General features: G+C 42.6%; 17 protein-coding genes and 1 CRISPR repeat array. Of the genes, 11 read left to right on the top strand and 6 right to left on the bottom strand.

The genetic code is table 11. The annotated features are described in order from the left end of the window. On the bottom strand, window positions 1-203 hold a 203-nt coding region (locus tag QUA83_RS24520; protein ID WP_333296486.1), incomplete at its 3' end, for an IS630 transposase-related protein. Window positions 204-362: 159 nt separating this feature from the next. On the opposite strand from QUA83_RS24520, the gene cas10 reads away from it, so the two are divergent. From cas10 to QUA83_RS24465, 11 genes are all read left to right on the top strand, one after another. Continuing rightward, window positions 363-3,440, top strand: a complete 3,078-nt coding sequence (gene cas10 / locus QUA83_RS24515; protein WP_333296484.1) for a type III-B CRISPR-associated protein Cas10/Cmr2 — start codon at window positions 363-365, stop codon at window positions 3,438-3,440. A gap of 3 nt (window positions 3,441-3,443) precedes the next feature. Continuing rightward, window positions 3,444-4,616 carry a type III-B CRISPR module-associated Cmr3 family protein gene (locus tag QUA83_RS24510; RefSeq protein ID WP_333296482.1) on the top strand — a complete coding sequence of 391 codons (1,173 nt, stop codon included), beginning with the start codon at window positions 3,444-3,446 and terminating at the stop codon, window positions 4,614-4,616. Next, the gene (gene cmr4, locus QUA83_RS24505) at window positions 4,616-5,494 is read left to right on the top strand and encodes a type III-B CRISPR module RAMP protein Cmr4 (protein WP_333108364.1); all 879 of its coding nucleotides are present in this window, start codon (window positions 4,616-4,618) and stop codon (window positions 5,492-5,494) included. The genes QUA83_RS24510 and cmr4 overlap by 1 nt, the downstream gene beginning before the upstream one ends. Window positions 5,495-5,510: 16 nt before the next feature. Next, complete coding sequence (locus QUA83_RS24500; protein WP_333296481.1) at window positions 5,511-5,936, top strand: hypothetical protein; 426 nt, start codon at window positions 5,511-5,513, stop codon at window positions 5,934-5,936. Next, on the top strand, window positions 5,933-7,582 hold the full coding sequence (locus QUA83_RS24495; protein ID WP_333296480.1) for an RAMP superfamily CRISPR-associated protein: 1,650 nt from the start codon (window positions 5,933-5,935) through the stop codon (window positions 7,580-7,582). The genes QUA83_RS24500 and QUA83_RS24495 overlap by 4 nt, the downstream gene beginning before the upstream one ends. A gap of 26 nt (window positions 7,583-7,608) precedes the next feature. After that, on the top strand, window positions 7,609-9,237 hold the full coding sequence (locus QUA83_RS24490) for a hypothetical protein (protein ID WP_333296478.1): 1,629 nt from the start codon (window positions 7,609-7,611) through the stop codon (window positions 9,235-9,237). A gap of 52 nt (window positions 9,238-9,289) precedes the next feature. Further along, window positions 9,290-11,512 (top strand): WYL domain-containing protein, encoded by a 2,223-nt coding sequence (locus QUA83_RS24485; protein WP_333296477.1) that lies wholly within the window; start codon window positions 9,290-9,292, stop codon window positions 11,510-11,512. 380 nt (window positions 11,513-11,892) lie between these two features. After that, a complete protein-coding gene (locus QUA83_RS24480; protein WP_333296476.1) occupies window positions 11,893-13,611 on the top strand; it encodes a CHAP domain-containing protein in 1,719 nt (572 codons plus the stop codon). A 434-nt stretch (window positions 13,612-14,045) separates the two neighbouring features. Next, window positions 14,046-15,215 (top strand): transposase, encoded by a 1,170-nt coding sequence (locus QUA83_RS24475; RefSeq protein ID WP_333296475.1) that lies wholly within the window; start codon window positions 14,046-14,048, stop codon window positions 15,213-15,215. Between the two features lie 129 nt (window positions 15,216-15,344). Then, window positions 15,345-16,955 (top strand): hypothetical protein, encoded by a 1,611-nt coding sequence (locus tag QUA83_RS24470; RefSeq protein ID WP_333296474.1) that lies wholly within the window; start codon window positions 15,345-15,347, stop codon window positions 16,953-16,955. A 97-nt stretch (window positions 16,956-17,052) separates the two neighbouring features. Further along, complete coding sequence (locus QUA83_RS24465; protein ID WP_333296472.1) at window positions 17,053-18,807, top strand: hypothetical protein; 1,755 nt, start codon at window positions 17,053-17,055, stop codon at window positions 18,805-18,807. 398 nt (window positions 18,808-19,205) lie between these two features. Here the strand turns inward: QUA83_RS24465 and QUA83_RS24460 are convergent, their stop codons facing one another. From QUA83_RS24460 to cas1, 5 genes are all read right to left on the bottom strand, one after another. Then, window positions 19,206-19,436, bottom strand: a complete 231-nt coding sequence (locus QUA83_RS24460; RefSeq protein ID WP_333296470.1) for a helix-turn-helix domain-containing protein — start codon at window positions 19,434-19,436, stop codon at window positions 19,206-19,208. 43 nt (window positions 19,437-19,479) lie between these two features. Further along, window positions 19,480-19,824 (bottom strand): hypothetical protein, encoded by a 345-nt coding sequence (locus tag QUA83_RS24455; RefSeq protein ID WP_333296469.1) that lies wholly within the window; start codon window positions 19,822-19,824, stop codon window positions 19,480-19,482. Between the two features lie 96 nt (window positions 19,825-19,920). Continuing rightward, a complete protein-coding gene (locus QUA83_RS24450) occupies window positions 19,921-20,190 on the bottom strand; it encodes a hypothetical protein (RefSeq protein ID WP_333296468.1) in 270 nt (89 codons plus the stop codon). 71 nt (window positions 20,191-20,261) lie between these two features. Then, window positions 20,262-20,540: a CRISPR-associated endonuclease Cas2 gene (gene cas2 / locus QUA83_RS24445; RefSeq protein WP_333045383.1), complete on the bottom strand. Its 279-nt coding sequence runs from the start codon at window positions 20,538-20,540 to the stop codon at window positions 20,262-20,264. Window positions 20,541-20,611: 71 nt separating this feature from the next. Next, window positions 20,612-21,682 (bottom strand): CRISPR-associated endonuclease Cas1, encoded by a 1,071-nt coding sequence (cas1, locus tag QUA83_RS24440; protein WP_333296467.1) that lies wholly within the window; start codon window positions 21,680-21,682, stop codon window positions 20,612-20,614. A gap of 232 nt (window positions 21,683-21,914) precedes the next feature. Continuing rightward, window positions 21,915-26,052: direct repeats of the CRISPR family, unit length 35 nt; unit sequence GTTTCCATTAATTCAACTTCCGAAGAAGCCTAAAG. Between the last annotated feature and the right edge of the window lie 81 nt (window positions 26,053-26,133).

Below are 26,133 nucleotides of genomic sequence, written 5' to 3'. Positions count from 1 at the left end.
TTCTCTTTTACATCCTTTTCTAAGGCTTGCCAATCTAGTTTTCTCTTACGCCTTTTTACCTGTGTGGCTCTAAGGTCGGTCCGACCCAGCCACCGATATATCGTTGCCCTTCCTACCTGAAAAAGTCCGACCGCTTGAGCGATACGACCGCCATTTTCTACATAATCCACTACTCTTTTTCTCAAATCAATACTGTAAGACATTTTCCTAGCGGCTTCACTATTTTTATTCATTTTACCTCATTTTTAAATAGTCTCATACTTATTTGAAATTACTATATATATTTCGTCATTCGCACGAGAGTAAGCTCAGCTACAAACCAAACGTGCTACTTTAACTCTATTGGTATGAAATAGTAATAAATGAACTACTACCACCGCAAGCTTTACGCCTTGCTGCACGATTCGGAAAATCCAGAGACGTGTCTGTCTGTATGCAGCCAGTTAAAGTGTTTTGAAGGGCAATTAGGGCAAATAAATACTTCGGATTTGTCGTTACCGCAGGCGATCGCAGATTCTTCCGATCACGTGAACCTTCCCAGTAACACCCCAAATAGCGATACTTGTGAAGCCCGACACCCAATTAGCGGTCAGTCGCAAACAGGGATTAATAGTCAATTACCCGCGATCGGCGATTTGGGTGCGATCGCCCAAGAATCAGATGTTAAAAAAGTATTCTGGTGGTTTTGGCGCTTCTCTCCAGAGATTTTAGCGAAAAAACAAACCGATGCTCTATTAGTTCCCGCCCACAAAATTCTCCCAGATTGTCCGATTCACTCCCACAAAGCAACAGTTTCCGCTTTGACAGGCGCGATGTTTCCCGATGGGGAGTCCGCTGAAAAAGAACATCCGTATTTATTGTTATTTACCTTTTCACCAGTCCAAGAATTTATTAAAGCATCGCGCAAGTTTTTAGACTTCTGGGCTGGGTCATACTTGCTCCACTATTTAGGTGCTAAAGTCTGCTGGTACATTGCCGATAAATACGGCCCGGATGCAGTAATTACGCCTTCGTTGTGGGGTCAGGAAATTATCGACGCGCTCATTCTCAAAGAATATTCGGACTTTGCCGAATTTTTCAAACAATTGCAGTCAGACAAAACTCCGGTTATTCGTTTTCAAAACCGACAATCAACCAGTTTGAGTACCGCAGGCTTTCCCAATACGATTACCGCCTTAGTTCCTGGTAAAGCAGCAGCAGAACAATTAGGTGAAGAACTGGAACTACAGCTTAAAAAAGAATGGCAAGATATCGCTCAAAAAGTCCGAGAAGACATAAAAACAAAAGCGATCCAATGGTTGAAAGTTGGGGAAAATAGAGATAAAATCGCCGAATTGGGTTTCAATACTCCCGCTGACGACCGAGATATCCAAAAATGGCAGCAACATGGATGTTGGGAATGGAATCGTCTTTGGGAAGCTCAAATCAATAATTCTTGGGAAGCTTATTGGACAGCCGTTCCTTTAGGTGATAGCGGTCAATCGCTGATGATTGAAGAAGAAGAAAACGGGGAATTTAACAAGGATTGGAAACAAGCGCAAGAGGCGATCGCACCTTCTCGTTCCAACCAATCTACTCCAACTGCACCCGAAGAAACGTTTTACAAGACTCTTAATGTCGGTACTTGGTGGGGCAACGTTCAATCACGTCTTGGTCGATTAATTCAATCAATCAAAAACACGCGCACTTGGCAAATTCCCGCCGCACCGGGGGAACGTTCTACACTTTCCGGTCAATACAGTGCAGTGCATCCCAATTTACTTTACAGAGATGACTTTTGTGAAGGTGGGGGAGTATCGGCGGGTTCGATGCGACTTTTTTGGCAAGTAATGGCAAAGGTTTATCCGGGGGTATTTAACGGTTCCGAAAAACTGAATGCGATTGAATTAACAAAGCGCATGGCTTGGGGATACGGTGGCGTAGCTGAATCTTTGGGAATGACGATTAATAGAGATGAATCTGCTGGAGGCGATCGTATTGACTATGAGAGTTTAATTCGCTTTCCTAATTTAAGTTCTATCGCGGCAGCAAAATTTGCCCACAACAACCCTCAACTAATTCGCAAATATTGGATTAACTTGCGTCTCAAATTAAAGAATGCTGTTGACTCCAATGGCAATAAAATCTTTAACTCAAAACAGCTTAAAAATTTTCGTCGTCGCACTCGCCGTCCCTTTCAAGTACCAAAAACTGATGCTGTTATTCTTAAGCACAAGCAACAAGTTGTCAAAACAGACAAGGGTTATAACGGAGTTATGTTTTCTAGCAAGTGGCTGGCTGAAGATATGAGCTTGAAGGGAGAACAACTGGAAACTCTCAGAAAATTGGTCGATCGAGCGCATAAAGACAGCGGTTTTGGCGATGGCAGTCCGGCTGATTGGTGGGCAATTGTCCTGGCTGACGGCGATAGCATGGGCAAATACGTTTCAGGTGGCAAACTCAAGGATTACAGGGAATATATAGTCCAACAAGAATCTGAGCATTATGACAATTTGGATGAGTTATTAAACACTAAAAAACGCATGGGCCCAGCTACACACGTCGGGCTAAATCGCGCCTTGTTGGATTTTTCAAATCGGTTAGTTCCTCACATCACAGAAAAGCGATTTTGCGGTAAAGTAGTTTATAGTGGCGGCGATGATGTAATGGCAGTTTTGCCGATCGCCGATTTACCAGAATATCTCCTGTCACTGCGAGCTGCTTGGTGCGGGAGTCAAGACCCATTTAATGAATTTAACCATGTCGCTGAAAACGGAGATTCAACGGGATACTGGCAGCCCATAGAAACAATAAAAGGATTGCCACATCGCCCTCTTTTCACAATGGGGAAAGGGGCAACAATGAGCGCGGGAATTGTAATTGCTCACAAGAGCGTACCTTTGCCAACTGTGTTAGAAAGTCTCTGGACTGCTGAAAAGGAAAGAGCTAAGAAATTACCCGGTAAAGATGGCTTATGTTTCCGCGTAATTTACGGTGGTGGCAATACCTTGGAAGCGGTGATGAAAGGTAATTTATTAGAGTCTTGGTACGGTTTTCTCAAGTCTCCCACAGAGGAACTCAGCCCGCTACTTTATCGCCTAGCTGAAGAGTTGCCGCGGCGTGCCTGCGTTACTGAAAGCAGTCAATTATTTGAGAAAGCCGCAGGAGTAATTATCAAAAGTCGAGATGAAAGTAAGACGCTGAACGAAGATGTTAAGACTTCGCTAGTTACATGGCTGATAGCTTGGGAGGAATGGGTTAAAAGTTTAAAACCTCAAAAACCTGATTCTCAAAAACCTGATCCTCAAAAACCTGATTTAAGTTTAGAAGATTGGCTCAGAACAAGCGAGGCTCAAAAAACTTTAGGAATTCAACCGCAAGATTTGGGTAATTTGTTGAGATTCAGTGCTTTTTGGGTAGACAAGATGGTGCAGCAAGATAAATGGGAAAGAGGAGAGTAACTGATGGACGATTGGATAAATTGGTACGCGATCGAACCTCTAGATGTGCTGTTGTTTCGGGAAGCTAAACCTTTCGTGCCGGGGGAAGGTTCCTGGGCAAAAGGACAATTTCCGCCAATGCCTGTTACAGTTTTTCAAGCACTGCGATCGCTCTTAGATTTTTATGGTAAAGAAACCTCAAGTAAAAAGCGAAACTTAGAATTCATTGGCCCTTTTTTACTAGATGCTGATGATGTTTTATGGTTGCCGACTCCGAAAGATCTATTAGCGGTTAAAAGTAAGCCAGAAAATCAGCAAGAAACACCAGAAGATGATTTAGACGAACAAACAGATAATTGGGACAGAACTCTACGCTTTCAGCCGATGACTCCTGAAGCTATGGAAAAATTCGGTTTTGATAAAGATAAACTGCCACCGATGGTAACTCCTGTACTCAACCAAAATGAATTTATTTGTCGGCCTCAGACTTGGATTTCTGCTGAAGCATTAAGCCAATACCTTAAGGGAGAAACACTAAAACCACCAAAGGATGAAAAACAGAAGTATTTTCACCCAGATCCTTGGAGCCTTCAAATCATGCCGCACATTCACATGAAATCGGGGGAAAGGCAAGTTAAAGAAGAGGAAGGATATTTTACTGAAGTAGCGGTGCGATTGCATTCGGGTTGGAAACTGGTAGCTGGAATGAGCCACAAATTAGAAACACCTGATGTTGTGCGCTTGGGAGGTGAAGGACATCGAGTCTTGGTTTCGCCATTACCAGATTTTAAACAATGGCAGCCTTTAGAGGGTTTTACCGAACCAACAGAAGCCAGCAATACAGAAGCCAGCAATTTTGCTTATTTACTGACGCCGGGACTTGCAGAAAAAGAAACAGCGGTGTATGGAGTTTATCCGAAAAGTTGGCAAGGTTTGCTGAGTGGATGTGCGAGCGATCGGGCTTTACTTTGGGGGGGAGTATCTAGCATTAAGCGGCGAAGTCTCAACTCCTCAAATAACGGAGATACTGAATTTGCTTTGCTGCCACAGCGGGCATTTGTGCCACCAGGGACGGTTTACATTTTTAATGAGAAACTGCCTAAAAAAGATGAAAGATTATTACCATCAGGGGGCGGGAGTTGGCTGAAAACTTTTGAACAATTAAATTACGGAAAACTACTGTGGGGAACGAGATAATGAATACTTACATAACTTACTTACACCTACTTACTGCTTTGCACACTGGAGGTAGTGCCAACGAAGGCAACCTCATGGGAATTGCCCGCGAAGTTCATACCGAATTTCCTTATTTACCTGCTTCTTCTTTGCGGGGAAAAATCCGCTCAGAATTAGAACGCAGTCACGAAACCGAAGCCGGAATTTTTTTCGGACAAAAAATTACAGGCGGGCAACAACCTACAGAAGGAGAAGTTTGGTTTGCCGATGCTACTCTTCTATTTTTTCCCATCGCTTCATTAAGTCACCATCTGGTTTGGATTACTTGTCCCCTGTGGCTCGATCGCTGGAATCGCTGGTTAACAAATTCTCCTTTGACTGGTTTAATTAAACAATGGCGAGAAAGTATTGCTGAAGAACAACCTGCTTTAGTTAGTTTTCAAACCAACAATCTTTACCTGCAAACAGCACTCTTAAGACAGCAGCATCTAAATCTACTAAATCAACTTGAAAAAAATAGTCTTGACAAAGAACTGAAAGAATTAACAGGCAATAATGGACTTATCGGTCAGTTGATCAACAAATTAGTAGTTTTGAGCGATGAAGATTGCGTGGCGTTGGTAGAAACTGGATTGCAAAGAGAAGTGCGGGTAGCTTTGGAAAAAGGTAGCAAAACAGTAAAAGGCGGTTCCTTCCGTTCGGAAGAAGCGATTCCGCCAGAAGCAGTGTTGTTCTTTCCTTGGGGAATGAAAGCAGCTAAAGATGCTGAAAAAACTAAAAATATTCGCCAAAAACTCCCCGAAATACTGACAAAAAGGCTGCAATTTGGAGGTTTAGAAGGTTTGGGTAGAGGTTGGGTAGATTTGAAGACCATTAAAACATCGATCGACATAGCATAACTAACGAGGGCAAATCATGAATCTAGATCCGCGTAAATTTAGTCAAGAAGCTTATACAGCACTGACAGATCTCAAGGATGAGTTGGAAATTTTTAACTTAGAAAGAGATAATTTGAGAGATAAACACCATAAAAAAGCTAGTGGACTGATCCAAGGCTTAACTGCTTATATTTCAACTTGGGGATTGCACCGACTGAGTGGAGATATGAGGAAATTTGAGGCAGGAACTGCTGAGGATACCATATATAAAGGCAAAGTTTATCGGAAGTTTTTGGTCAAACTTCAGGCTTTTAGCGGTGCAGATTTTGATGTTAATGACGAACGCACTCTCATTCATCTGCCTTTAAGAAATTACACTGCTCTGAATCGCTTAGCAATACAGTTAGCTAAAGAATGGTCATTTTGGGCACCCGCAGTATTAGGAGAGGCTGAAGAAGTATGATTAATAATCGCAATAATCAGCAACGCAGAAATCAAATTATCAGTCCTTTGCAAGCTCTCAATCAAACTTTATTTGGAGAATTTTATCAGCCAGCTTTAGAAGCTGCTGTAGCAGCAGAAGAAACTTGTCAGCAGCTTTACAAACAACTAACAGCAAAAACTCAGCTGATTGCTACTGAAGTTTTGACTGTCCAATTTCCCTGGCGAGTGCGAGTAGGAGGAACTGGCGGCTTTCGAGAGATACTTTTGCCTGTTTTCCATCCCGTATATGGCGTTCCTTACGTCCCTTCAAGCAGCATTAAAGGGGCGGTACTGGCTTGGGCAAAACAGAACCAACAACCTGAAATAGACCGATTGTTAGGTACGTTAGATAATGGGATTGGTTGCTGCGTGCAATTTTTGGATGCTTTTCCAACTAAGCCGTGTTTGAGTGTTGATATGGCAAATCCTAATTGGCATTGGGATGATGGCGATCGTTGCATAAAATACAAACCAGAACCCCATCCTTTGCTGTCAATGGAACAGCCCGAATTGGCGATTGGCTTAGCACTTACCAGTAGAGGTAACAATCCAGAAGACGTAAAAACAGTTAAAATATGGTTGGAACAAACTCTAGCAACATCTGGTATTGGTTCGCGGGTAAGTTCGGGATACGGGCGAACAACGCTAACATCAAAAAGATCGACTAATAATTTATTTACAAAATTTTATACATTCGAGTTGTGGACAGCGGGGATGTATGGGGCTTTCCAGCGAATGCCAGAATTTCGCCCGACTGCGGTACGGGGGATGTTGCGATATTGGTTTCGGGCGATCGCCCTTGGCATTTATCCTCCAAATCAATGTAAAACTTTGGAAGCTGAACTATTTGGTACGATCAAACCTTCCAGCCAAGTAGGTACTATTCGGATTGGGGTGGAGTGGGAAGAAGAGGAAACAGGCGATCGCGATCGCCCCTATTTTTACAGTGGCATGATTCTCCTGGAAGCAAAGCAAGAGAATCATCTAATTTTGATACAGAAAGTCTTGGAACTAGCATCACATTTGGGAGGAATTGGAAGAGGTTCAAGACGCCCTCTGCATTGGAATCACCCTTATCCAGGACTGCGGGGATGTCATTGGGAATTAAAATCAGAGAAATTACGCTTGTCATCCAATGTAACGACTTGGACAACAAGATTTCTTCCCACTGTGCGTAACGCATTCCTTGCAGTGCAACCCTCCCGCGATATTCCTGGGAACGGAAATCCTGGCACTCCCGGTCATCGCAATCAGGATGTTTTGAATAACAACGCTCAAATTTTTTTAGTACCTTGCGAGAGATTACAGCATCCCGAAGGGATTGATAATTGGCCACGCAATGGTACAACACCAGAGATACGGGGAAAGGCGTTGATTTTACTTTATGACAACCGCTTTAAAGGAGTCAATCAGCAAGGACAAGGAAATGCTAATGTCGGCGGACAGATTAGTAACAATGCGGATGGTTCAACCCCCTCCTATGTCGTGATTAAGTCAAACTTTCCTGAAAACAAACTACCTTATCAAGCTGTAACTATTTTTGGTGCAAATCAGCGCGATCGCGCCGCCTTTGCTAACGCTTTGCCACCAAATTCTATTCCAGTCTGGCCGCTTCCTCAAAATTAATCGTCTTCACTTAAATAATAACTGCCATGACTGCAATTCTCATCGCCAACATCGGTACATCTGACTTAACTGTAAAAATTGACGACTACTACATCCCCGTAGGATTCGATCGCAACGAACCAAATATAGACGAATCTGGATTGACAGAAGATGAAAAAACTGTCTGGGACGCACAATTGCGACAAAGTTACATCATCAGCGAACTTTGTCCCGAACTGGGAGTTACTGTCACCGAAAATAGAAACGGTCAAAAATCATTTTCATTTCGCGAACTAACTCAAAAACTGTTAGCAGCCTATGAAAATGACCAAACAGGAACCTGGCACGATCGCATTCGTCCCGGTCGGATTTGGGGTGTCTTGCAAACTGCTACCCAAGACCCTAATTTTCAAGTCAAAAAAGCTTACATTTTTGTTACAGACCAGCCTGAGTTTATCTTAGATCCTAAATCTGGTCAAGAAAAATTCAATTTTCTGGGGTATCCCTCAGATTCTATCCATCTATTTAGCATTCTAAAAAAGTGGTTTAAGCGCGAAATCCCAGACCTGGAATTGATAGGTAAAGTCATTCCTCAACACATCTCAGCAGTCGATCGCGACGAATTGCTCAACTATTACTACCAGTTTTTTTTCCAGCACATTCGCAGCGAACAAACTATTTTAATAGCCATCAAAGGCGGAACTCCTCAAATGCAGTTAGCTTTGACCATGCAGGCGATCGCCTCATCTGTCACCAACCAACTATTTATCAATCCTCAGTTGTCACCTAAAAATATTCTCAGAGGTCAAGCATCAGAATGCGATTTCACATCCTACTGGCGGTATATGCGGAGTCAGAAATATCAAGATGCTAAAATCATCCTAGAATCCCGCTGGGATTTTCGAGGTGCCATTTCTATTCTAGACGGTTGGCTGACAACTTTGAAATTTTTAAAACCATATATCAACGACCCTAAATTGTCAGCTAGCAATGAATTACTGTCTCGTATCGTTAAAACTCTGGAAATTGGCGATTATTGTTTGAATTTAGACAATCAAACTGCTAAGAATTTTTTGGCACACAATTCTCAGCTAGCCTCTAAGTTATCTAAAAAGTTAGTTAAGCAAGTCTCAACTTATGACTCCCTGTTAAATCTCTACTCGCAGTGTCGCATTTACTACAATCTCGACCAAATAGCTAACTTTTTGTCAAGAATCAGCTCTTTTTATGAAGGAGTTTTAGAGAAAACTGCCATACAAATCGGAATTAACATAGATTTTCCTTATTTGAAAAACCGCTTTGAGAAGCGAAATTTCATCAGCGAAAAAATCCTACAGCGCAACCAAGCCTCGGAACAGCAAGCTTGGCAGGAAATTCTATTGCTGTTAGAAAGTTTAGATTATTGGTGTAGCCATCGCAATCAATTGATTCACCACAGCAAAGGAATGTCAAAAAAACGCATGAACTCATTGTATCAGGAAGTTAAAGCCGAAAATCCTGATATTTGTCCTCCCGATCGCATAATTGAGAACATGGCAAAAATCCTCACCAGCAATTTAGGAATCGTCAAACCCGAATACCTGCATCAATTCGTCCGTACTTCCACCCATCATTACATCTATAGCGAAGTAAAAGACTGGGCAATCGCTCAATTATTAGATGAAGGACTGCGATAAATACCCTCCCATGCCCCATGCCCCATGCCCAATTCCCAATTCCAAAACTAACATGATTTGTCACCTTCTCATCGGCCCACCAGGCAGCGGAAAATCAACCTTTGCCCAACAACTAGCCCCCCTAGCAAACTATCAGATTGTTTCCACCGACGAAATTCGCGAACAACTCTACGGCGATGCCAGCATTCAAGGAGATTGGACAGAAATAGAACATCAAATTCTACAGCAAATCCGAAGCGCGAGCGCCCTTAACCAACCAGTCATCTACGATGCCACCAACGCCAAACGCCCGTGGCGAATGTCACTCCTCATGCAGTTGAATTCCGACTCCCCCCTCACTCCTGGGGACGATCGCACATCAGAACCCATATTGTGGATGGCTTGGCATCTCAAAACCCCCTTAGAAACTTGCCAGCAGCGCAATCAACAGCGCGATCGCATCGTACCCGACAAAGTAATCGCCGATATGTTCAAATCCCTGAAAGACTTCCCGCCGCTTCCCGCAGAAGGCTTTGCAGCCGTCAATAGTATTCCCCAAACTGACGGCGAGTTTGATATGACAGATATTCAAAACAAAATTCAAAAGCTCGATCGCGCCTGCACCAACCGCATCAACCGCACTAAACATGGTCAAATTACCCTGCACCAATACTCAAAACTGCAAGATTTCGATCGCTTGCTGCATTTAATAGCATTAATTATCCGCTATTCCGGTATCGGATACTTACATATCAATGACCCAAAAGTGTTAGAATCAATTTTGAGCAAAGTACCACATTTTGCGGATTCAGTTGACGAAATTTGTGCGGTAATGCACCAACTTAAAGGCAGTATTTATGCTAATTATAACACAATTGCGCTCGACTTGCAATGGCTGCAAGAAAATAAACTAATCGGCATTGGAAACAACACTATTTCTTTAGGCGATCGAACAAATCCCATTACTCCCCCACACGACAAAAAAAATCCTACTACTCCCCCCCTTACCAAGGGGGGGTTGGGGGGAATCGAAAATAGTATGGGATTGCGAACAGTTAAAAACGGCGATTTGGGAGAAGTCGAAAACGATATTGATGTCACCGTAATTGAAGACTCAAACCTAATCACTCACGCTTACTCAGATTCAGAACCATTCAAGCGGCTGCTAAAAATTATTCGGTTTATCATTCACCACCCATTTTTACCCAATTCCGAAAACCGCAGCCAAAAAGCACTAATCGCAGGCCTCACAGAAAATAATATTCTTAGCGGTAATATTTTAGATCTCGTACAGAAAGATATTGAAAAAATCCTGAAACCTTATCAAATATTGCCAGAATTTCCCCTGCGACACGGCTACTTTGCAGGTACTGGTATTTTATCGCAGCGCGAACTGAATCAAGTATTCGGAATTCTGCAATCTCAAGCCAAAAGTTTAGAAGACCCCGAAGCTTTAGCTGTTTTTGAAATGTTTAAAGAACGGATGAAACTCAGCAAACTTAATTCTCCTGATGCTTATCCTGTAAGGGCGATCGCCAATCGCTGCATTGTCGATACCGACAGCATTTTAGATGGCAAAGCCTTATCAAATAATTTAGCCAAATTGGAAGCAGCAATTATTGGTGGAGAACTCTTAGAATTGGGCCGTTTTCTCGGTGGCGGTCGATTTTCGGGAGATGCGGACGGCTTCTTTTTAGCGTGGCCGCTGCAAATAGTGTTTTATAACTTTGCTTGGTATTTGGGGCTTGAATGTGCAGGCAAAAAAGATAATGGTTTGTTGCGTTTTGAAAGGCTGGATAGATTGTTTTTAGGTCAACCTCAAGGGAAAAAGCGCGATCGCCAGACTCAAGAACAATCTTTACAAAAACTGAATCAACTTTTAGCAGCAAGTGCCGGGATATTTCTCGGTAAAACTGCTAGTTTGCAGCAGCAGTTTCTCAGCTCAGATAAAAAAGTGCGATCGGGCGCAGAAATAACTGTGGAACTTTGGTTTAGTGACGATAAATTTCGATTTGTTGCCGAGGGAACTAAGCGATTTCCTGTAATGAAGATGTCACCTCCTGTGGGAGGGAAAAAACCTGAAGGATTTAAATCTCTGTTTTCTTTGCAACCAACTGGAGATGCTAAGTTTCCCCATCGGTTTCGAGTTGTATTGCCAAATTGGTCTTTAAATGATATCAGTTTGGAGCAGTGGATTATCGGGTTTGGCGGCAGTGTTAAGGTAGTCAAGCCGCCGGAATTGGTGGAGAAAATTAAAAATATTGGCGATCGCATTGTTGAGGTTTATCGCGAATAAATCAGAGAGTCCGCCAACCCGCAAGTCCGAGAGTCCGCCAGAGGTTTTTAACCCCTGGCGGACTCGCGGGTAAATGCGAGAATTTTTGGGTGAGTCACAATCTTTACTCTTGAGTCTCGCGTTGCGCGGACGAAAGTTTGTGTAGACGCGGTTTCAACCGCCTCCTTCATAAATCAACCCCGAATTTGATATAAGCCCTAATTTAAATCGTCATTCGCACCAACAACATTGGAATTTTATTGTAAATGTGCCATATCAAATCGTCATTCGCACGAATTGTCATTCGCACAAAATCTCTAGTTGAGCGCGGAAACTCAGCATTAAGATGTCACTAACAACAGCAATGTACCAGCCAATCTCAATTATAAAAACGTAAAATCATGTTAGATTCAACCTTCTCCAACAACAGCAACTCCTGGCAAACCTCCCCTAATGTTGACCCCACTGCTTTCGAGATAAAATTAGATCCTTTAGCAAAAACACTCCCTACCGGAACCACTAAAAGTTCACCCGACATCGGCACTTTCCTACCCGAACTTAATCTCAACTATCCAACACCAGATATCAGCAACTTTATCCTCAGCCAGCAACCATCCGCAATATCAGTTAACCCTGCAACATCCAGCGCCGCCAACCTTCCACAATCCAACGCACCCGCCGATGTACTCACAGGTTCAGTCATAGAACAAGCTCAAGAAATTGCTAGCAGCTATCTCAAACGCTTTGCTAATACAGCGAATTTCAACCAAGATATGAAACTTGCCTTTGGAGATGACATTGACTTGGCAGCCGCTCAAACTATAGTACAAGCCACCGCCAGTGGCAACACCAAAAATCTGCCACGAGTGACAGTTATTTCCAGTTCTCAAATCAATAATGCTAACGGTGCTTTTGACAGCTTAAACGGCGAGATTTATCTGTCAAAAGAGTACATTCAGCAAAACGCGAACAATCCCGAAGCCGTAGCAAGCGTGCTGCTAGAAGAAATGGGGCATTTCATAGACTCCCGAATCAATATTGCCGATGCTGCTGGCGATGAAGGCGAGATTTTTGCCGCCGTTGTTCGAGGCAAAGAATTGAGCAAACCCGAAATTCTCGCTCTCAAATCAGAAGACGATGCAGCAACTATTACCCTAGGCGGCAAAACTGTTTTCATAGAACAATCAACGCCCTCTGAATTTCAGATCAACTTCAACTCAGCTAATTACAGTCGTTCCGGCAATAAATTTGTTGCAAGTAACGGCACTGGCGGCACCTATCTTTGGTGTACAGACTTTGCTTTTGGTCGAGCCTTAGAAAAAGGTTTGCTTCAAAACTATAGCGGTTTAGGAGGAAAAATTTCCGGTCACGCAGGTGTTTGGGACGACCAGGCCGGTTCCTGGGGCCGTCAAGCAAAAGCTAACAGTTTTGTAGTCTGGGACCCAAATCAAGGCGGTGCAGGTAGCGTAGGTCATGTAGGCTTTGTCGAACGAGTGAATGCTAACGGTTCTTTTGTGATTTCCGAAGCCAATTTTGCCTCGGCAAGAATGTCATTCAACTCGCGCACTATTAACCCCGGAACCAGTGCTTTTAATAGTGCTAAATTTGTATATCTGTCAGGAAATCCCACCCAGAATCCCATCACACAGAATCCCGTAACTGGCACCTTGTTCCGGGGTACAGTAGACGGACAACTTAACGTTCGCAGCAGCCCAGGAACGAACAGTCCCATAGTTGGTTCGCTGAGTCCCAACACCAGCCGCAATTTCGACGCAGTTTCTCGCAGTACCACTGTTTGGGATGCTCGCGAACAGCGCAATGACGATCGCTGGTTCCGCATTCAAGGTACAAACCAGTGGGTTTCTGGCGCATTTATCACCGGTAATCCGGTATTCAACGGCACCGCCGATGGAAGTTTAAACGTCCGCAGCGGGCCGGGAACGAATTTCCCCGTTGTAGGCTCTCTCGCCACCAATAACAGCCGGACTTTTGACGCTACCACCGTGGGCACAACTCACTGGGATGCGCGGGAAGGGAAGAATGAAAACCGTTGGTTCCGCTTGCAAAATACAAACCAGTGGGTATCGGCGGCGTTTGTTACCGGCAATCCGAGTTACTAATTGCAGATTTGTAGGGGTAGCGCCCCTGTGCCTACCCCCAATCCGGGTTCCACAAGGGGGGATTACCCTATCCTTTAGTAGAACTTATGCACTAATAATCTGATTATCTTATTCGCAAGCCTTGTGAAGAATCTCAAACCCTGATGCTGCCATTACAGTGCGTAAGTCTCAATCGCAATTTTTGAGGATTTACGCATTGTAATGTAATTCTGTTATTCTGAACCTCCCCCGGCTCCTGACAGTGAAGAATTTCAGATTTTCATATTTAAATTTCTAGCTGAAGGCAATACTCCGGACAGTTTTTAAAGAGGAATGCGATCACAATAAAATAGAGAAGTGAAAAAAGTGAGTGCAATCTGAACCCAAAATCAACAGAAAAAAAGGCACTCTTTTAGGTTAAGCTATAAAAACACACAAGCTCAACAGATTGCCTTATGAAGATTATTGAATCCATCTTACAACAAATGCCGGGGATTAGTCAACCCCAAAAGAAGTTTTTAATCACTTTATTTTCAACTATTTTGCTGGCCTATGGCAAGGTCAACTTCACGAATCTCAGTCGTTATAGCTGTTTGAGTGAAAAAACCTACCGTCGTCACTTTATCAAAAGCTTTAACTTTCCACAATTTAATCAATATTTTCTCAAAGAAGCTTTAAATCCTAAACACACAGTTATTGCTGTTATTGATTGTTCTTTTTTAAGAAAAAGCGGCAAAAAAACTGACGGTAAAGCTTATTATTATAATGGTGTAGCGGGAAAATCGGAAGAGGGATTGGAAATTTCTGTGATTTCTATTGTCGAAATTGAGACTCGTTTATCTTATAGTTTAAGTGTACAACAAACTCCATCACGCCCTCAAATAAAGCCTGCGAAAAAGCTGCCCCAAAAACCGAATAATAACCGCTCAAAAAAATCTCGCAAAAAACCTGACTTTCAAAGTTCAAAGCCTGACATCACAAGAGTTGATGACTATGCACAACATCTAAAGAATACTCGTTGTTACTTCCCAACTTCTGTACGTTATTTGGTGGCTGATGGCTATTACTATCGCTCTCAATTCTGGGATGCTGTGCGGGACTTAAATTTAGACTTTATTGGCAAGTTAAGAAGTGATGCTAACCTACGCTATCTCTATACAGGTGAACAAAAGAAACTGGGAGCTCCACGTAAATATGATGGCAAGGTTGACTGCCATGATTTGAGTCGTCTTAATTTCGTTAAATACCTAAAACCGGGAGTTTCATTATATACATTGATTGCGTGGAGTTGTTGTTTAAATTGCCCAATTTGTTTGGTTTGTCTTTCTGAAGTTCAAGCCAACGGCAAAATCAAAAATGCTTTATTGTTTAGCACTGATATTCACCTACCACCTGAGCAAATTCTTGAATATTATCAGGCTCGCTTCCAGATTGAATTTATTTTTCGTGATGCCAAGCAATTTACAGGATTGTCTGATTGTCAAGCTCGTCATTTACCACGGCTTGATTTTCATTTTAATGCCAGTCTAATTGCCTTAAACTTAGCTAAACATCAACTCTCTAGTTGTCATTCATCTGCCAAGTCGTTTGTGTTTTCTATGGCCTCTTATAAACGTCTGGAATAAAATCGCGCATCTACTTTCTACCTTTATTGATAAGTTAGATTTAGACCCGGATTTGATTTTAAATCACCCTAACCTTCCTTCAGTCTTGTCTTATGGTACTCTGGCTGCTTAAAAACTGTCCGGAGTATTGTGAAGGAACAACATCTTATATTATGTATGATCGAGAGCGATCGACCTTCCCTCCCATTTAACAAGGTAGCAGAAGTGAACTTTAACGGAGCAACAGTAGACCAAAACGGGTCATTCATTTATTTTGTGTACCCGTTCATATTTGAAACTCAAAACTTTGCCACCCTCAAAAACGCGATTTCTAGGACCCAAATACCAACCAAAGAAAATCAATTGCTGTGGGAACCCCAGTCATTTCCCAAAGACGACTTGCTATTTCACGTCGCCAATTACCTCAATTCTACAGACAATCATTTCCCCACAGCCCGCTTGTGGAAACTCAACGAAGTAGCCCGCGATATTTTGGGTTTCCGAGCCCAGTGGCAATTAATTACTCCCATAAGTGAAATTCCCTTTACCTTTGGGGAAGCAGGAGAAGGCAACAAAGTAGTTCAACTAGCACTGTTTCAAATAGGAGTCGGATTTTTAACAGTCAAAGTCCAGCCCGACTCCGACAACATTAACGACTGGCTCAACTTTCTGCACTACTTTCGCTTTCTGCGGGGACAACAAGGAACCCACGTAAAAGCTGAGCGGCGCATCGGTTTCAACCCCGACACAAAACAACCCCAATTAGAGCCTTTTTTCCCAGAATTAGCAGGAGGCCAAGCCCAATATCAAAAAGGTAAAGTTTACTTCGGTGAAGTAGTGACAAATTTACTACAAAAATCAGCATTACCACCTAACTCCTTACCCGAACCGACATCAAAACAATGGTGGAGTGAAGTTTTTGTTCCTGGACAGATGCTGTCCTTTACGGCATTATTTGCCGACCACCTACCCGTCGATGAAACCCAACTTTTACTCTATAAGTTGCAAAACTTATTCCATCAAGAACAAGGCAACAATCCAGCCCCCGAAGACTTAGAATTCAACAATCCAGCTTGGCTGCCCTACGCCAGTCGCCAGTGGTTTATCTTTTCCTTAGAAGGTGGCAGCTTCCTAGCAGCAGATCCCCCTAAAACTCCTTTCTTCCGTCAAACCTTACCCTCTCACCTGCGCGAACAATATTTTCTGCTATTTCTGATTGCCTTGCACCAGCGCTTTACCCTGATGATGCTATCATCAAAAGTAGCGATGAATTGGCTGGGTGACGGCGGAAAATACACCCACAGACAGCGCGAACAGGTATTTGAAGAAATCCGCAATCAATTGCTAGTATTCACAGCCCGGGGCTATTTCACTCAAGTAATGCAGCGGGAACACCACCATCGCTGTTACCGGCAGTGGCATCAAGTATTTCAAATACAAGAATTGTACCAAGAAGTAAACGACGAAGTGCGCGATATGTACGAATACACCCTCATGCAGCAAACCCGCCGCTTAGAAACTACCATACAAGTTATCGGCGTAGCCGTAGGTATCGGTGGCATTATCGCCTCCAGCATTGCCAATTACATCCAACAGCCATTAAGCTTGAACCCCACTTGGAAAATAGATACAATTCATCCAGCAGTTTTAATTTTATTATTGAGTGTAGCAGCCGGAGTAGCAGCCGGAGTCTTAACTTGGTTGGGTACAGGCGGCTGGCATTGGATTTTGAATCGCATCAAACAGCGAGACAAAAAGTAGTGCATATTTGTTAAACCAAGGGAAACTTTGAACACCGCCGTAGGGGCGGTGCCCCGGTGTCTGCCTTCTAAATATCAAATCATCAATCCAAAAAATCATGGCTATCTTAATTGCAAATATCGGCACTTCAGACCTCACTATCCAAATTTCCATACAAGGCAAAAACTACTATTTACCCATTGACTATTTGCCCAGCGAAGCCAATATTGGCGAACAAATTGCTAAATTGCCGCCAAAACTGCAAGAATTGTGGGATTACAAAAAACAGCGCAAGTATATTGAAACCATCCTTTACCATGATTTAGGATTTCCCATTAACACCAAACAAACTAGCCGTGAATTAACTCAAGTTGTATTGAAAAAGTACCGAGATAATCCGGGGAAATGGCATCCTCGAATTAAACCAGTCCGCATCTGGGGCGCCATTCAAAAAGCTATCAGTCTCGGTGCAACAAAAGGTTACATATTTGTTACCAACCAAGTGACACCTCAAACCCCTGACGGACACGAAAAAGATACAATCTTTTTGTATGACATTTTAGTGAAGTGGCTGGAATTGGAAAACATACCATTCATACTAGAAAATAAAACTCTCGACAGCAAAATAGAAGCCAACAAATTGGAACCTCTCCTCAGCGAGTATGAAAAACACCTTAAACAAATTGCGATTGATGAAAAACTAAATCTATTGTCCGCTGAAACTGAACCTAACAAAAACTTGGTTCTAGTGAGTATCAAAGGCGGCACTGGTACAATGATCACAGCCTTGCAAATTCAAGCCATTGATTCCAACTTTAAGAATTTAGTTTTTATCGATCCCGGATTAAACTTAGAGATAATTTTGCAAGGAGAACCTTCTGACTGCCAACTAACTTTGTATTGGCGACACCTGCGGAGTCAAAAATACGACACAGTAAGGCAGTTACTTACCCGCTGGGATTTTGACGGTGCTATTATGATTCTAGATGATTGGCAAAATAGTCTCAGTTTACTCCCGGATGGAATAGTAGGTGAAGCAGATATTGAAGAGAGTCGAATTGCGATAGAATCGGCAACTGCTGCCCTCAATTTGGGCTTGTCTTTTATCAATTTAGACCGTGCCGACACGCAAAATATTCTTAACTCTAATCCGGCACTAACAGCGCTGACAGTGTTAGAACAAAATTATGAATCTTGGCTGAATTTATATGTTCAATGTCGCATATACTGGGAATTAAATCAGGTAGCCAACTTTTTGGCACGCTTGAGCTCCTTTTGGGAAGAGTTGCTCAATTATTTAATTATTACTTTAGAGGGCAGTCAATACTTTGTGGGCGATATCAATGATTGGCAGTTGCAAAAAAACTTAGTTGAACCTAAACTGTGGGAGAAATTCTATAGGCAAGAAAGAAAAAAGAATAATGAATTTAAAGAATGGGATTTTGACAATAGCCCTTATTTACTTAGAAACCGCTTCAGTAAGTATAGGCTGGTTAAAAACTTGGTGGATGTTAGAGGAAAAGACAGGAAAATTTGGGAAGATATTAAAGAATCATTGATGATATTAGATTATTGGCTTCAAAAACGGAATAAAATGATTCATTTAGCTAAAGGTGTATCCCAAAAAACTATGTCTGAAATGTTAAAATTCGACCGCTTATCGGTCGACAAACAAATAAGACAAGAAGCGATAAAAACTTGCAAGCCGGAGGAAATATTGCAGGTAATGAGTGAAATATGCAGCGCAACGTTTGACTTGTTAGAGATGGCCAAACCATCTTTTGTCGGGTATAGCAGCACTACTCCCTACTACATTTATTCTGATATAGTTGCTTGGATACTCAACCGCCTCGAAACAGACAAATTGAAATAGTGCGTTATTCCTAGTGGTAGGGTGCGTCAGTTGTGGAATTTTGAATCATCACGAAAAATCTCGTTCTGACGCACCGTTTGTTAGCCCCTGCCTCAGTTGTAAGATTGTTAGTTTAGAACAAAAATAATCCTCCTTGACGCACCCTACTACATTGTTAATTGTTGTTATAGAATCTCTAAATCTGGTAACGAGTAAAAGCCGCTGGCGAAATCGCCAACGGCTTTTACTTTAGGATACCTAAATGCAGGTGTTTCCATTAATTCGACTTCAAAGAAGCCATACTAAGACTGTAATGAAACTGCACTTTCAAAGACAGGTCAGAGTGATATTGACAAATTGACTGATTTGTGATATCAACTACAAGTAAAAAAGTAGACCAGAGTGCCAACTTTTGACTTTTAACTTTGAGAAGGCGGACACAGCCGGCTCCTGAGTTCGCCGGGAATTTCCTCAAAATGCTCTAGCAGGAAGTCCATTACTGCCAAATGACGCAAATCGACAGCGGTAGGAAACCTTCGGCTCTTATCCCGCTTAAACCAACCCCGTACAGTCGAATTTGAACGAGAACAAATAAAAGCGATTTCCTCATGAGTCACTCCCCATTTAGCATAAAACTGTCTCGGTGTCATACCCAATTGGCATTGACAGTAAACGGCAATCAAATTGCGCTCTCTACTTGTCAAACTTCGCGGCTTTTTCATCCTCAAAAACCTCTAAATCTTCCTCCTGCGCCGTATCAAACTGACACCAACCCACACTCTTAGAATCAGCAGCCAGCCAAATTATGTAGCACCAAATCCAACAGCACCGACGTGGTTCGTAGTTGTAAAAATTGCCAATAACTATCCCCCAGTCACTTTCTTCGCCAACACCCACCCAGCGCACCATCTCGCCGTACTCAAAGCGCGGGGGATGAATTTCCGTAAAGTTCAAGTTCGCAGATAACTTAAGTGCAGGCGGCATTCTCCTCAAATCTTTTAGTGGCAGTGCTGAAATTAAATCTCCACCTCTGTCCATAATTGACCTGATTTTAGAGCTGTGCATCGATTCCACCTTCCTTTTGATGACAGATATTGACCCAGCGAGGTATCTCCCAAAATCACTCAACCGCTGCTAGTGCGAATCAATTTCCTCAATCGAAATTGTTTGCTCTTCCGCATACTTCCAATAAAACCTCAGAGCCATCGAAGCCGCAGAACCCCAAACTTCACCTTTTTGATGTCTGTATCGGTGGGTTCTCAAGCTTCTGTATTCCGGGCCCTCAGATGCGATTGTTTTAAAAGCTTTGCGGTATTGCTTTTGAACTTTAACGGGGAGCGATTTCAGTTGTTTTTGGACTTTTGGAGAAAACCGCAGCCTAAATTTAGCAGCTTCATCGCTCATAAATCCCCCCTGGGGGAAAAGGGAGAAAATACATCCTCCCGTTTTCCCAATATCAGGAACTTTCCGGCTATCTAAACAATGAAAGCCTCATCGTCTATTGCAAACTTTGGTTGCACTCCCAGCACCGTTACTTTGCACCGACAGTGAGCAGAAAGAGGATAGAATCGGATTTGGTCTTGCCGTTTGTTAAGCAATTTCAACAACCGTTTTTGCAGTTGTTCTTGCCGTTTTTCATCCAACACGCACTCAAAAACCGACTTCTGAACTCGGCAACCGCAGGTTTCTAATAATTTAGAAATTTTCAGGCGGCGGCGGTCATCTACAATGTCGTAGCAGATGAGGTAAAACATTGGACATCCCCAGAAAAGTTAGTCTTGAACAGGCAAGATGCCTGTTCCACAAGAAACATGGTCGAGGTATATTACATTTTGACCAGTAGGGGATATTCATCTTCCAAGTCGTTAGAATTGGCAGCAGCGTTATTTTTGGGGAGTGTCCAAACCAGCGGTCGGTAATGCTGAACGTCCCCCAACACGCAGGCGATATATTCCCGTACTTGCAATTCCAAACAGTGGCGATAGCTAACGGTTCCTGCATGGGGATGCGTTACTAAAGTTCGCAGTTTCTCTTCCCAATGCTGAATGAATGTTTGGAGGGCGCGAGGCGACAGGAAGGCTCCGCTACCGTTTTGATGGATAATATCTCGTGCGGTAATGATGCGGGATTTGGCTAAGTTGACGGCTAATTCATCTACCAGCATCGGGCGAAATTCTGCCATTAAATCGCAAACAAGGGGTTTTTGGTGCTGGCTGGGAACGTGCAGATGGCTGATGTCCGCATCCAATCCCAGTACCTGCACAAAAGTAGATGTTTGTTGGTGCAACAGGGTATTTCCCAGATTTAGCATTCGGTTAATGGGGTCTGACGGATGCTGCAAATCGCGCCACCGAAAACCCAACTGCAAGGGTAGCAAGGAACCCAGGGCGGGATAATAAAAGCTCTCGGCGGTGACATCGTACTCCCGCAGCTCATCGATGGAATAAGCCATCGGCAAGTCATCCATTAACAATTTGAAAAAGGCGCGGTAAACTTCAGGCTCGAATGCAGCACTGCTGACGTGCAACTGCTGGAGCAATACGCTTTCATTGTGCATTTTTGCCCAAGTAATGCTCTCAGCAAAAGCGCGAACAAATTCTGGGTCTTGCAGGCGTTTGAGTTGCTGGAAGCGATGTTTTGCAGGTCGTTCAGGCTGGCGTTGGGGTTCGCAGTTGCCCAATTCTTCGCCTTGGCGGCTGATAAAATAGATGGGAATTTTGCGGGACGATGCTAGTTTGACGGCTTGACGTGACAACTGGCAAAGGCTAAACAGAATAATTTGGGTGACTTGCTTGATTGGCACGCTTTGACACAAGTTTTCTCGGTGGATTACTTGGAAATGATGCTGTTGGACGCTGAGAATTGAACCGGGTTTAGTGATGTATACTGCGGTCATGTTTTCCCTCTGATAAATGTGGTACTGGGGCTAAGTGGCGGTTTGAGAGATGTTTGTTTCGCTCTCTATCGCTCTCTTTGGGCCCTGTATTTCTATGTTCTCAGAGGGGTATTTGAGTTCGTATTCGAGTACGAGGGGGGTGTATATGAGTTCGTATATGAGTTTCGTAGGTTGGGTTGAGTGAAGCAAACCCTGCGTTTCACTCCGCCCAACTCTCTGGGGCTAATCAGTTGGGATTATTAATTCAACTTCCGAACAAGCGTAAAGCGGTATGACTGGTTCCACTGAGTGGAAAAAATGCTCTTGTTTCCATTAATTCAACTTCCGAAGAAGCCTAAAGCCGGAACCGAACCCAAACCGTCCAATACGGGGAAAGTTTCCATTAATTCAACTTCCGAAGAAGCCTAAAGTCGTTTCGTTTCTGCTGTTTCCGTTGCTTCATTTCTGTTAGTTTCCATTAATTCAACTTCCGAAGAAGCCTAAAGTCGATGTGAACTTTACTCTAGCAGACATCTGGAACTGTTTCCATTAATTCAACTTCCGAAGAAGCCTAAAGTTCAAAAGCTTTCCCACACAGGAATATACACTTTTGTTTCCATTAATTCAACTTCCGAAGAAGCCTAAAGTTCAAATTCACTCAACCTAGTTAAGGAACTTACGATCATGAAGTTTCCATTAATTCAACTTCCGAAGAAGCCTAAAGTCGTTAGACCTGCAAACCTGTTTAACGGGTAACAGCGAGATGTTTCCATTAATTCAACTTCCGAAGAAGCCTAAAGAAGCAAGAACATGGTTTACCCCTTTCTGCTGAAGTGTTTCCATTAATTCAACTTCCGAAGAAGCCTAAAGTTTTGCGTTTAGGTTTTGGTTTGCTCGCTTCTGCTCTTGTTTCCATTAATTCAACTTCCGAAGAAGCCTAAAGTTGTTACGACCCCAACAGGCCAATGCCAAACGCTTCTGGTTTCCATTAATTCAACTTCCGAAGAAGCCTAAAGTTGTGCTATCAGTGGTTGAAAATGCTGACGATATTGTTTCCATTAATTCAACTTCCGAAGAAGCCTAAAGCATATTGCAAGAATGTTAGAAAAAAGTTAATGATAGTTTCCATTAATTCAACTTCCGAAGAAGCCTAAAGGTAAAAGAAGTCAAGAACTTTAAAATCGTCCGTTGTGCTGTTTCCATTAATTCAACTTCCGAAGAAGCCTAAAGTTGTTGAAGCTGGTTATGGCGACGTTGACCCGGGTTTCCATTAATTCAACTTCCGAAGAAGCCTAAAGAAAAATTGCCTGAGTCTCTTCATGAGGACATTGTGGTTTCCATTAATTCAACTTCCGAAGAAGCCTAAAGGAGATTATAATTTTGAAGCAAGAAGGTATAATTCAGCAGAGTTTCCATTAATTCAACTTCCGAAGAAGCCTAAAGCAGGCGGCGGAAAAAAAGTTACCCCCAACAGGCCCTTGGTTTCCATTAATTCAACTTCCGAAGAAGCCTAAACTGTAGAAAAAGCTACCCAAACATCACAGCCCAAGTTTCCATTAATTCAACTTCCGAAGAAGCCTAAAGAGTAATGCCGTGGTTTTGGTAACATTGGAATCAGCACGTTTCCATTAATTCAACTTCCGAAGAAGCCTAAAGGAGTTGGGAGGTGATACTTCTCGACTCGCAACCATCAACGTTTCCATTAATTCAACTTCCGAAGAAGCCTAAAGATCCGATTGACTGCTCCGGTTGCTCCTCCTGCCACTGGTTTCCATTAATTCAACTTCCGAAGAAGCCTAAAGCTGATATATATGTGCTAAATCCAGGGAGTATTGGCTCGAGTTTCCATTAATTCAACTTCCGAAGAAGCCTAAAGTATATATTCTGTCGGGAGGTCAGAACGAAAAAACCCGTTTCCATTAATTCAACTTCCGAAGAAGCCTAAAGCTCAAATGGCTCCCATGAATGTTCAAGTAAACCCTCAAAAAGTTTCCATTAATTCAACTTCCGAAGAAGCCTAAAGATGGTGTGGGTAGACGGTGTGCTCCAGCCTAAAGTTTCCATTAATTCAACTTCCGAAGAAGCCTAAAGAGGGGAAGATTGCACCTTTAATAAGTATGTCTTTTGTTTCCATTAATTCAACTTCCGAAGAAGCCTAAAGCTGTTTCTAGGTCGGCTAGGTTTAGCCATAAAGGAAAGTTTCCATTAATTCAACTTCCGAAGAAGCCTAAAGCTGACTGAAAGCCCTGCTCCAGCCCCTGTACCAGGTTTCCATTAATTCAACTTCCGAAGAAGCCTAAAGTTTGGGTGCAACTCGTCTCGATTATTCGCAGAACGATGTTTCCATTAATTCAACTTCCGAAGAAGCCTAAAGTTTATTTCTTTGTTCGGAATCCCGGGCAAGAAATGTGTTTCCATTAATTCAACTTCCGAAGAAGCCTAAAGATTGGAGTGTTATAGACAGAAACGAGGTTGTTCATGTTTCCATTAATTCAACTTCCGAAGAAGCCTAAAGCAAAAAATTTCGGGAGGCCTTGGATGAAAGATTTCCCGGGTTTCCATTAATTCAACTTCCGAAGAAGCCTAAAGCGGTCCAACCCGACGCTACGACGAAGACGGCAACCGTCGTCAAGTTTCCATTAATTCAACTTCCGAAGAAGCCTAAAGCCGGAGATTACATGCCCCACCCAGGGGAAGTATCATAGTTTCCATTAATTCAACTTCCGAAGAAGCCTAAAGATCAATCCCACCTATTCAAAAAGAGTAGGCGGAAAGTTTCCATTAATTCAACTTCCGAAGAAGCCTAAAGAGTTCAAAGAGTTATTAACAACTCTTAATTCTCGCTCAGTTTCCATTAATTCAACTTCCGAAGAAGCCTAAAGATTTGTCTAAAGCTGAAGAAATTGTAGCAGGCACAAATTTGTTTCCATTAATTCAACTTCCGAAGAAGCCTAAAGCTGCTATTGTCGCCGGACCGGGTGATGAAGAGGAAGAAGTTTCCATTAATTCAACTTCCGAAGAAGCCTAAAGCAGATATCGCCGGTAATGTACTTGTTTCTAATGAGAGTTTCCATTAATTCAACTTCCGAAGAAGCCTAAAGTTACAACTCCTCCACTTCATATTACTAATGTAGATGAAGTTTCCATTAATTCAACTTCCGAAGAAGCCTAAAGTCCAGTCAGTCGAACCCTAACGGCTCTTTCACTTCTAGTTTCCATTAATTCAACTTCCGAAGAAGCCTAAAGAGGTTGCAATACCGGAAGAGGTGATTGTGTATCCAAGTTTCCATTAATTCAACTTCCGAAGAAGCCTAAAGGACCAAACCAATAAGGGGTCTTATAACCCCAACAGTTTCCATTAATTCAACTTCCGAAGAAGCCTAAAGTACGGTTCCATGGCATCCGGATCGATGAACCAGTCAGGTTTCCATTAATTCAACTTCCGAAGAAGCCTAAAGAACTGTTCAATAGTAGATTCTAGCTACCCTTAGCTAGTTTCCATTAATTCAACTTCCGAAGAAGCCTAAAGCTAAAATTGGGGATCAGGTATACCAAACCCTCGAAGGTTTCCATTAATTCAACTTCCGAAGAAGCCTAAAGTTGGTCAGCCAGATTTTGTGCCCTTAGTTCCACCGCTTGTTTCCATTAATTCAACTTCCGAAGAAGCCTAAAGACGGCTGTAGCAATCCTAATTGTGGACATTTACATGTTTCCATTAATTCAACTTCCGAAGAAGCCTAAAGTCTGTTAAAGATGTTTTTGATGTTATCGTAGATTTCTTGTTTCCATTAATTCAACTTCCGAAGAAGCCTAAAGTTTGTCTGAATGTTAATCGTAGTAACAACAGTTACAGTTTCCATTAATTCAACTTCCGAAGAAGCCTAAAGTCTTTTAAGTCTGCCGGACCCGTCAATGAAGATGATGATGTTTCCATTAATTCAACTTCCGAAGAAGCCTAAAGACAAGTTTTCGTAATCGCTAAAAATTAGAATGTTTCTGTTTCCATTAATTCAACTTCCGAAGAAGCCTAAAGTTGATGAAGAGTACGATGAAAACAAAGAGGTTGCACGTTTCCATTAATTCAACTTCCGAAGAAGCCTAAAGCACGGAATTGCTCAAGACAACAACATCCGGACAAACACGTTTCCATTAATTCAACTTCCGAAGAAGCCTAAAGATGCCCACTGTGACATTTGGTGCTGCTGGCTCCGGAAGCGTTTCCATTAATTCAACTTCCGAAGAAGCCTAAAGCGGTGAAAACATGGGCTATACCCAGTCCTTGAATGCGTTTCCATTAATTCAACTTCCGAAGAAGCCTAAAGTAGACGATTCTGTTGATGACATAGAACAAGCCTTGTTTCCATTAATTCAACTTCCGAAGAAGCCTAAGAGTTGTAAGGGACTACCAAATAAAAAACTCGTCCAAAATCAAGCAGTACTGTAAACAATATCTATAAACCACTTACCGAGAT

It is taken from the genome of Microcoleus sp. K1-B1, from assembly GCF_036704705.1.
Taxonomy (GTDB): Bacteria; Cyanobacteriota; Cyanobacteriia; order Cyanobacteriales; family Microcoleaceae; genus Microcoleus.
Note: the sequence above shows the minus strand (reverse complement) of the source record. Positions and strands in the feature narration are given on the sequence as shown.

Coding starts and splice junctions, on each gene's coding strand:
- cas10 (WP_333296484.1), top strand. CDS start 363: ATGAACTACTACCACCGCAAGCTTTACGCCTTGCTGCACGATTCGGAA.
- QUA83_RS24510 (WP_333296482.1), top strand. CDS start 3,444: ATGGACGATTGGATAAATTGGTACGCGATCGAACCTCTAGATGTGCTG.
- cmr4 (WP_333108364.1), top strand. CDS start 4,616: ATGAATACTTACATAACTTACTTACACCTACTTACTGCTTTGCACACT.
- QUA83_RS24500 (WP_333296481.1), top strand. CDS start 5,511: ATGAATCTAGATCCGCGTAAATTTAGTCAAGAAGCTTATACAGCACTG.
- QUA83_RS24495 (WP_333296480.1), top strand. CDS start 5,933: ATGATTAATAATCGCAATAATCAGCAACGCAGAAATCAAATTATCAGT.
- QUA83_RS24490 (WP_333296478.1), top strand. CDS start 7,609: ATGACTGCAATTCTCATCGCCAACATCGGTACATCTGACTTAACTGTA.
- QUA83_RS24485 (WP_333296477.1), top strand. CDS start 9,290: ATGATTTGTCACCTTCTCATCGGCCCACCAGGCAGCGGAAAATCAACC.
- QUA83_RS24480 (WP_333296476.1), top strand. CDS start 11,893: ATGTTAGATTCAACCTTCTCCAACAACAGCAACTCCTGGCAAACCTCC.
- QUA83_RS24475 (WP_333296475.1), top strand. CDS start 14,046: ATGAAGATTATTGAATCCATCTTACAACAAATGCCGGGGATTAGTCAA.
- QUA83_RS24465 (WP_333296472.1), top strand. CDS start 17,053: ATGGCTATCTTAATTGCAAATATCGGCACTTCAGACCTCACTATCCAA.
- QUA83_RS24460 (WP_333296470.1), bottom strand. CDS start 19,436: ATGACACCGAGACAGTTTTATGCTAAATGGGGAGTGACTCATGAGGAA.
- QUA83_RS24455 (WP_333296469.1), bottom strand. CDS start 19,824: ATGGACAGAGGTGGAGATTTAATTTCAGCACTGCCACTAAAAGATTTG.
- QUA83_RS24450 (WP_333296468.1), bottom strand. CDS start 20,190: ATGAGCGATGAAGCTGCTAAATTTAGGCTGCGGTTTTCTCCAAAAGTC.
- cas2 (WP_333045383.1), bottom strand. CDS start 20,540: ATGTTTTACCTCATCTGCTACGACATTGTAGATGACCGCCGCCGCCTG.
- cas1 (WP_333296467.1), bottom strand. CDS start 21,682: ATGACCGCAGTATACATCACTAAACCCGGTTCAATTCTCAGCGTCCAA.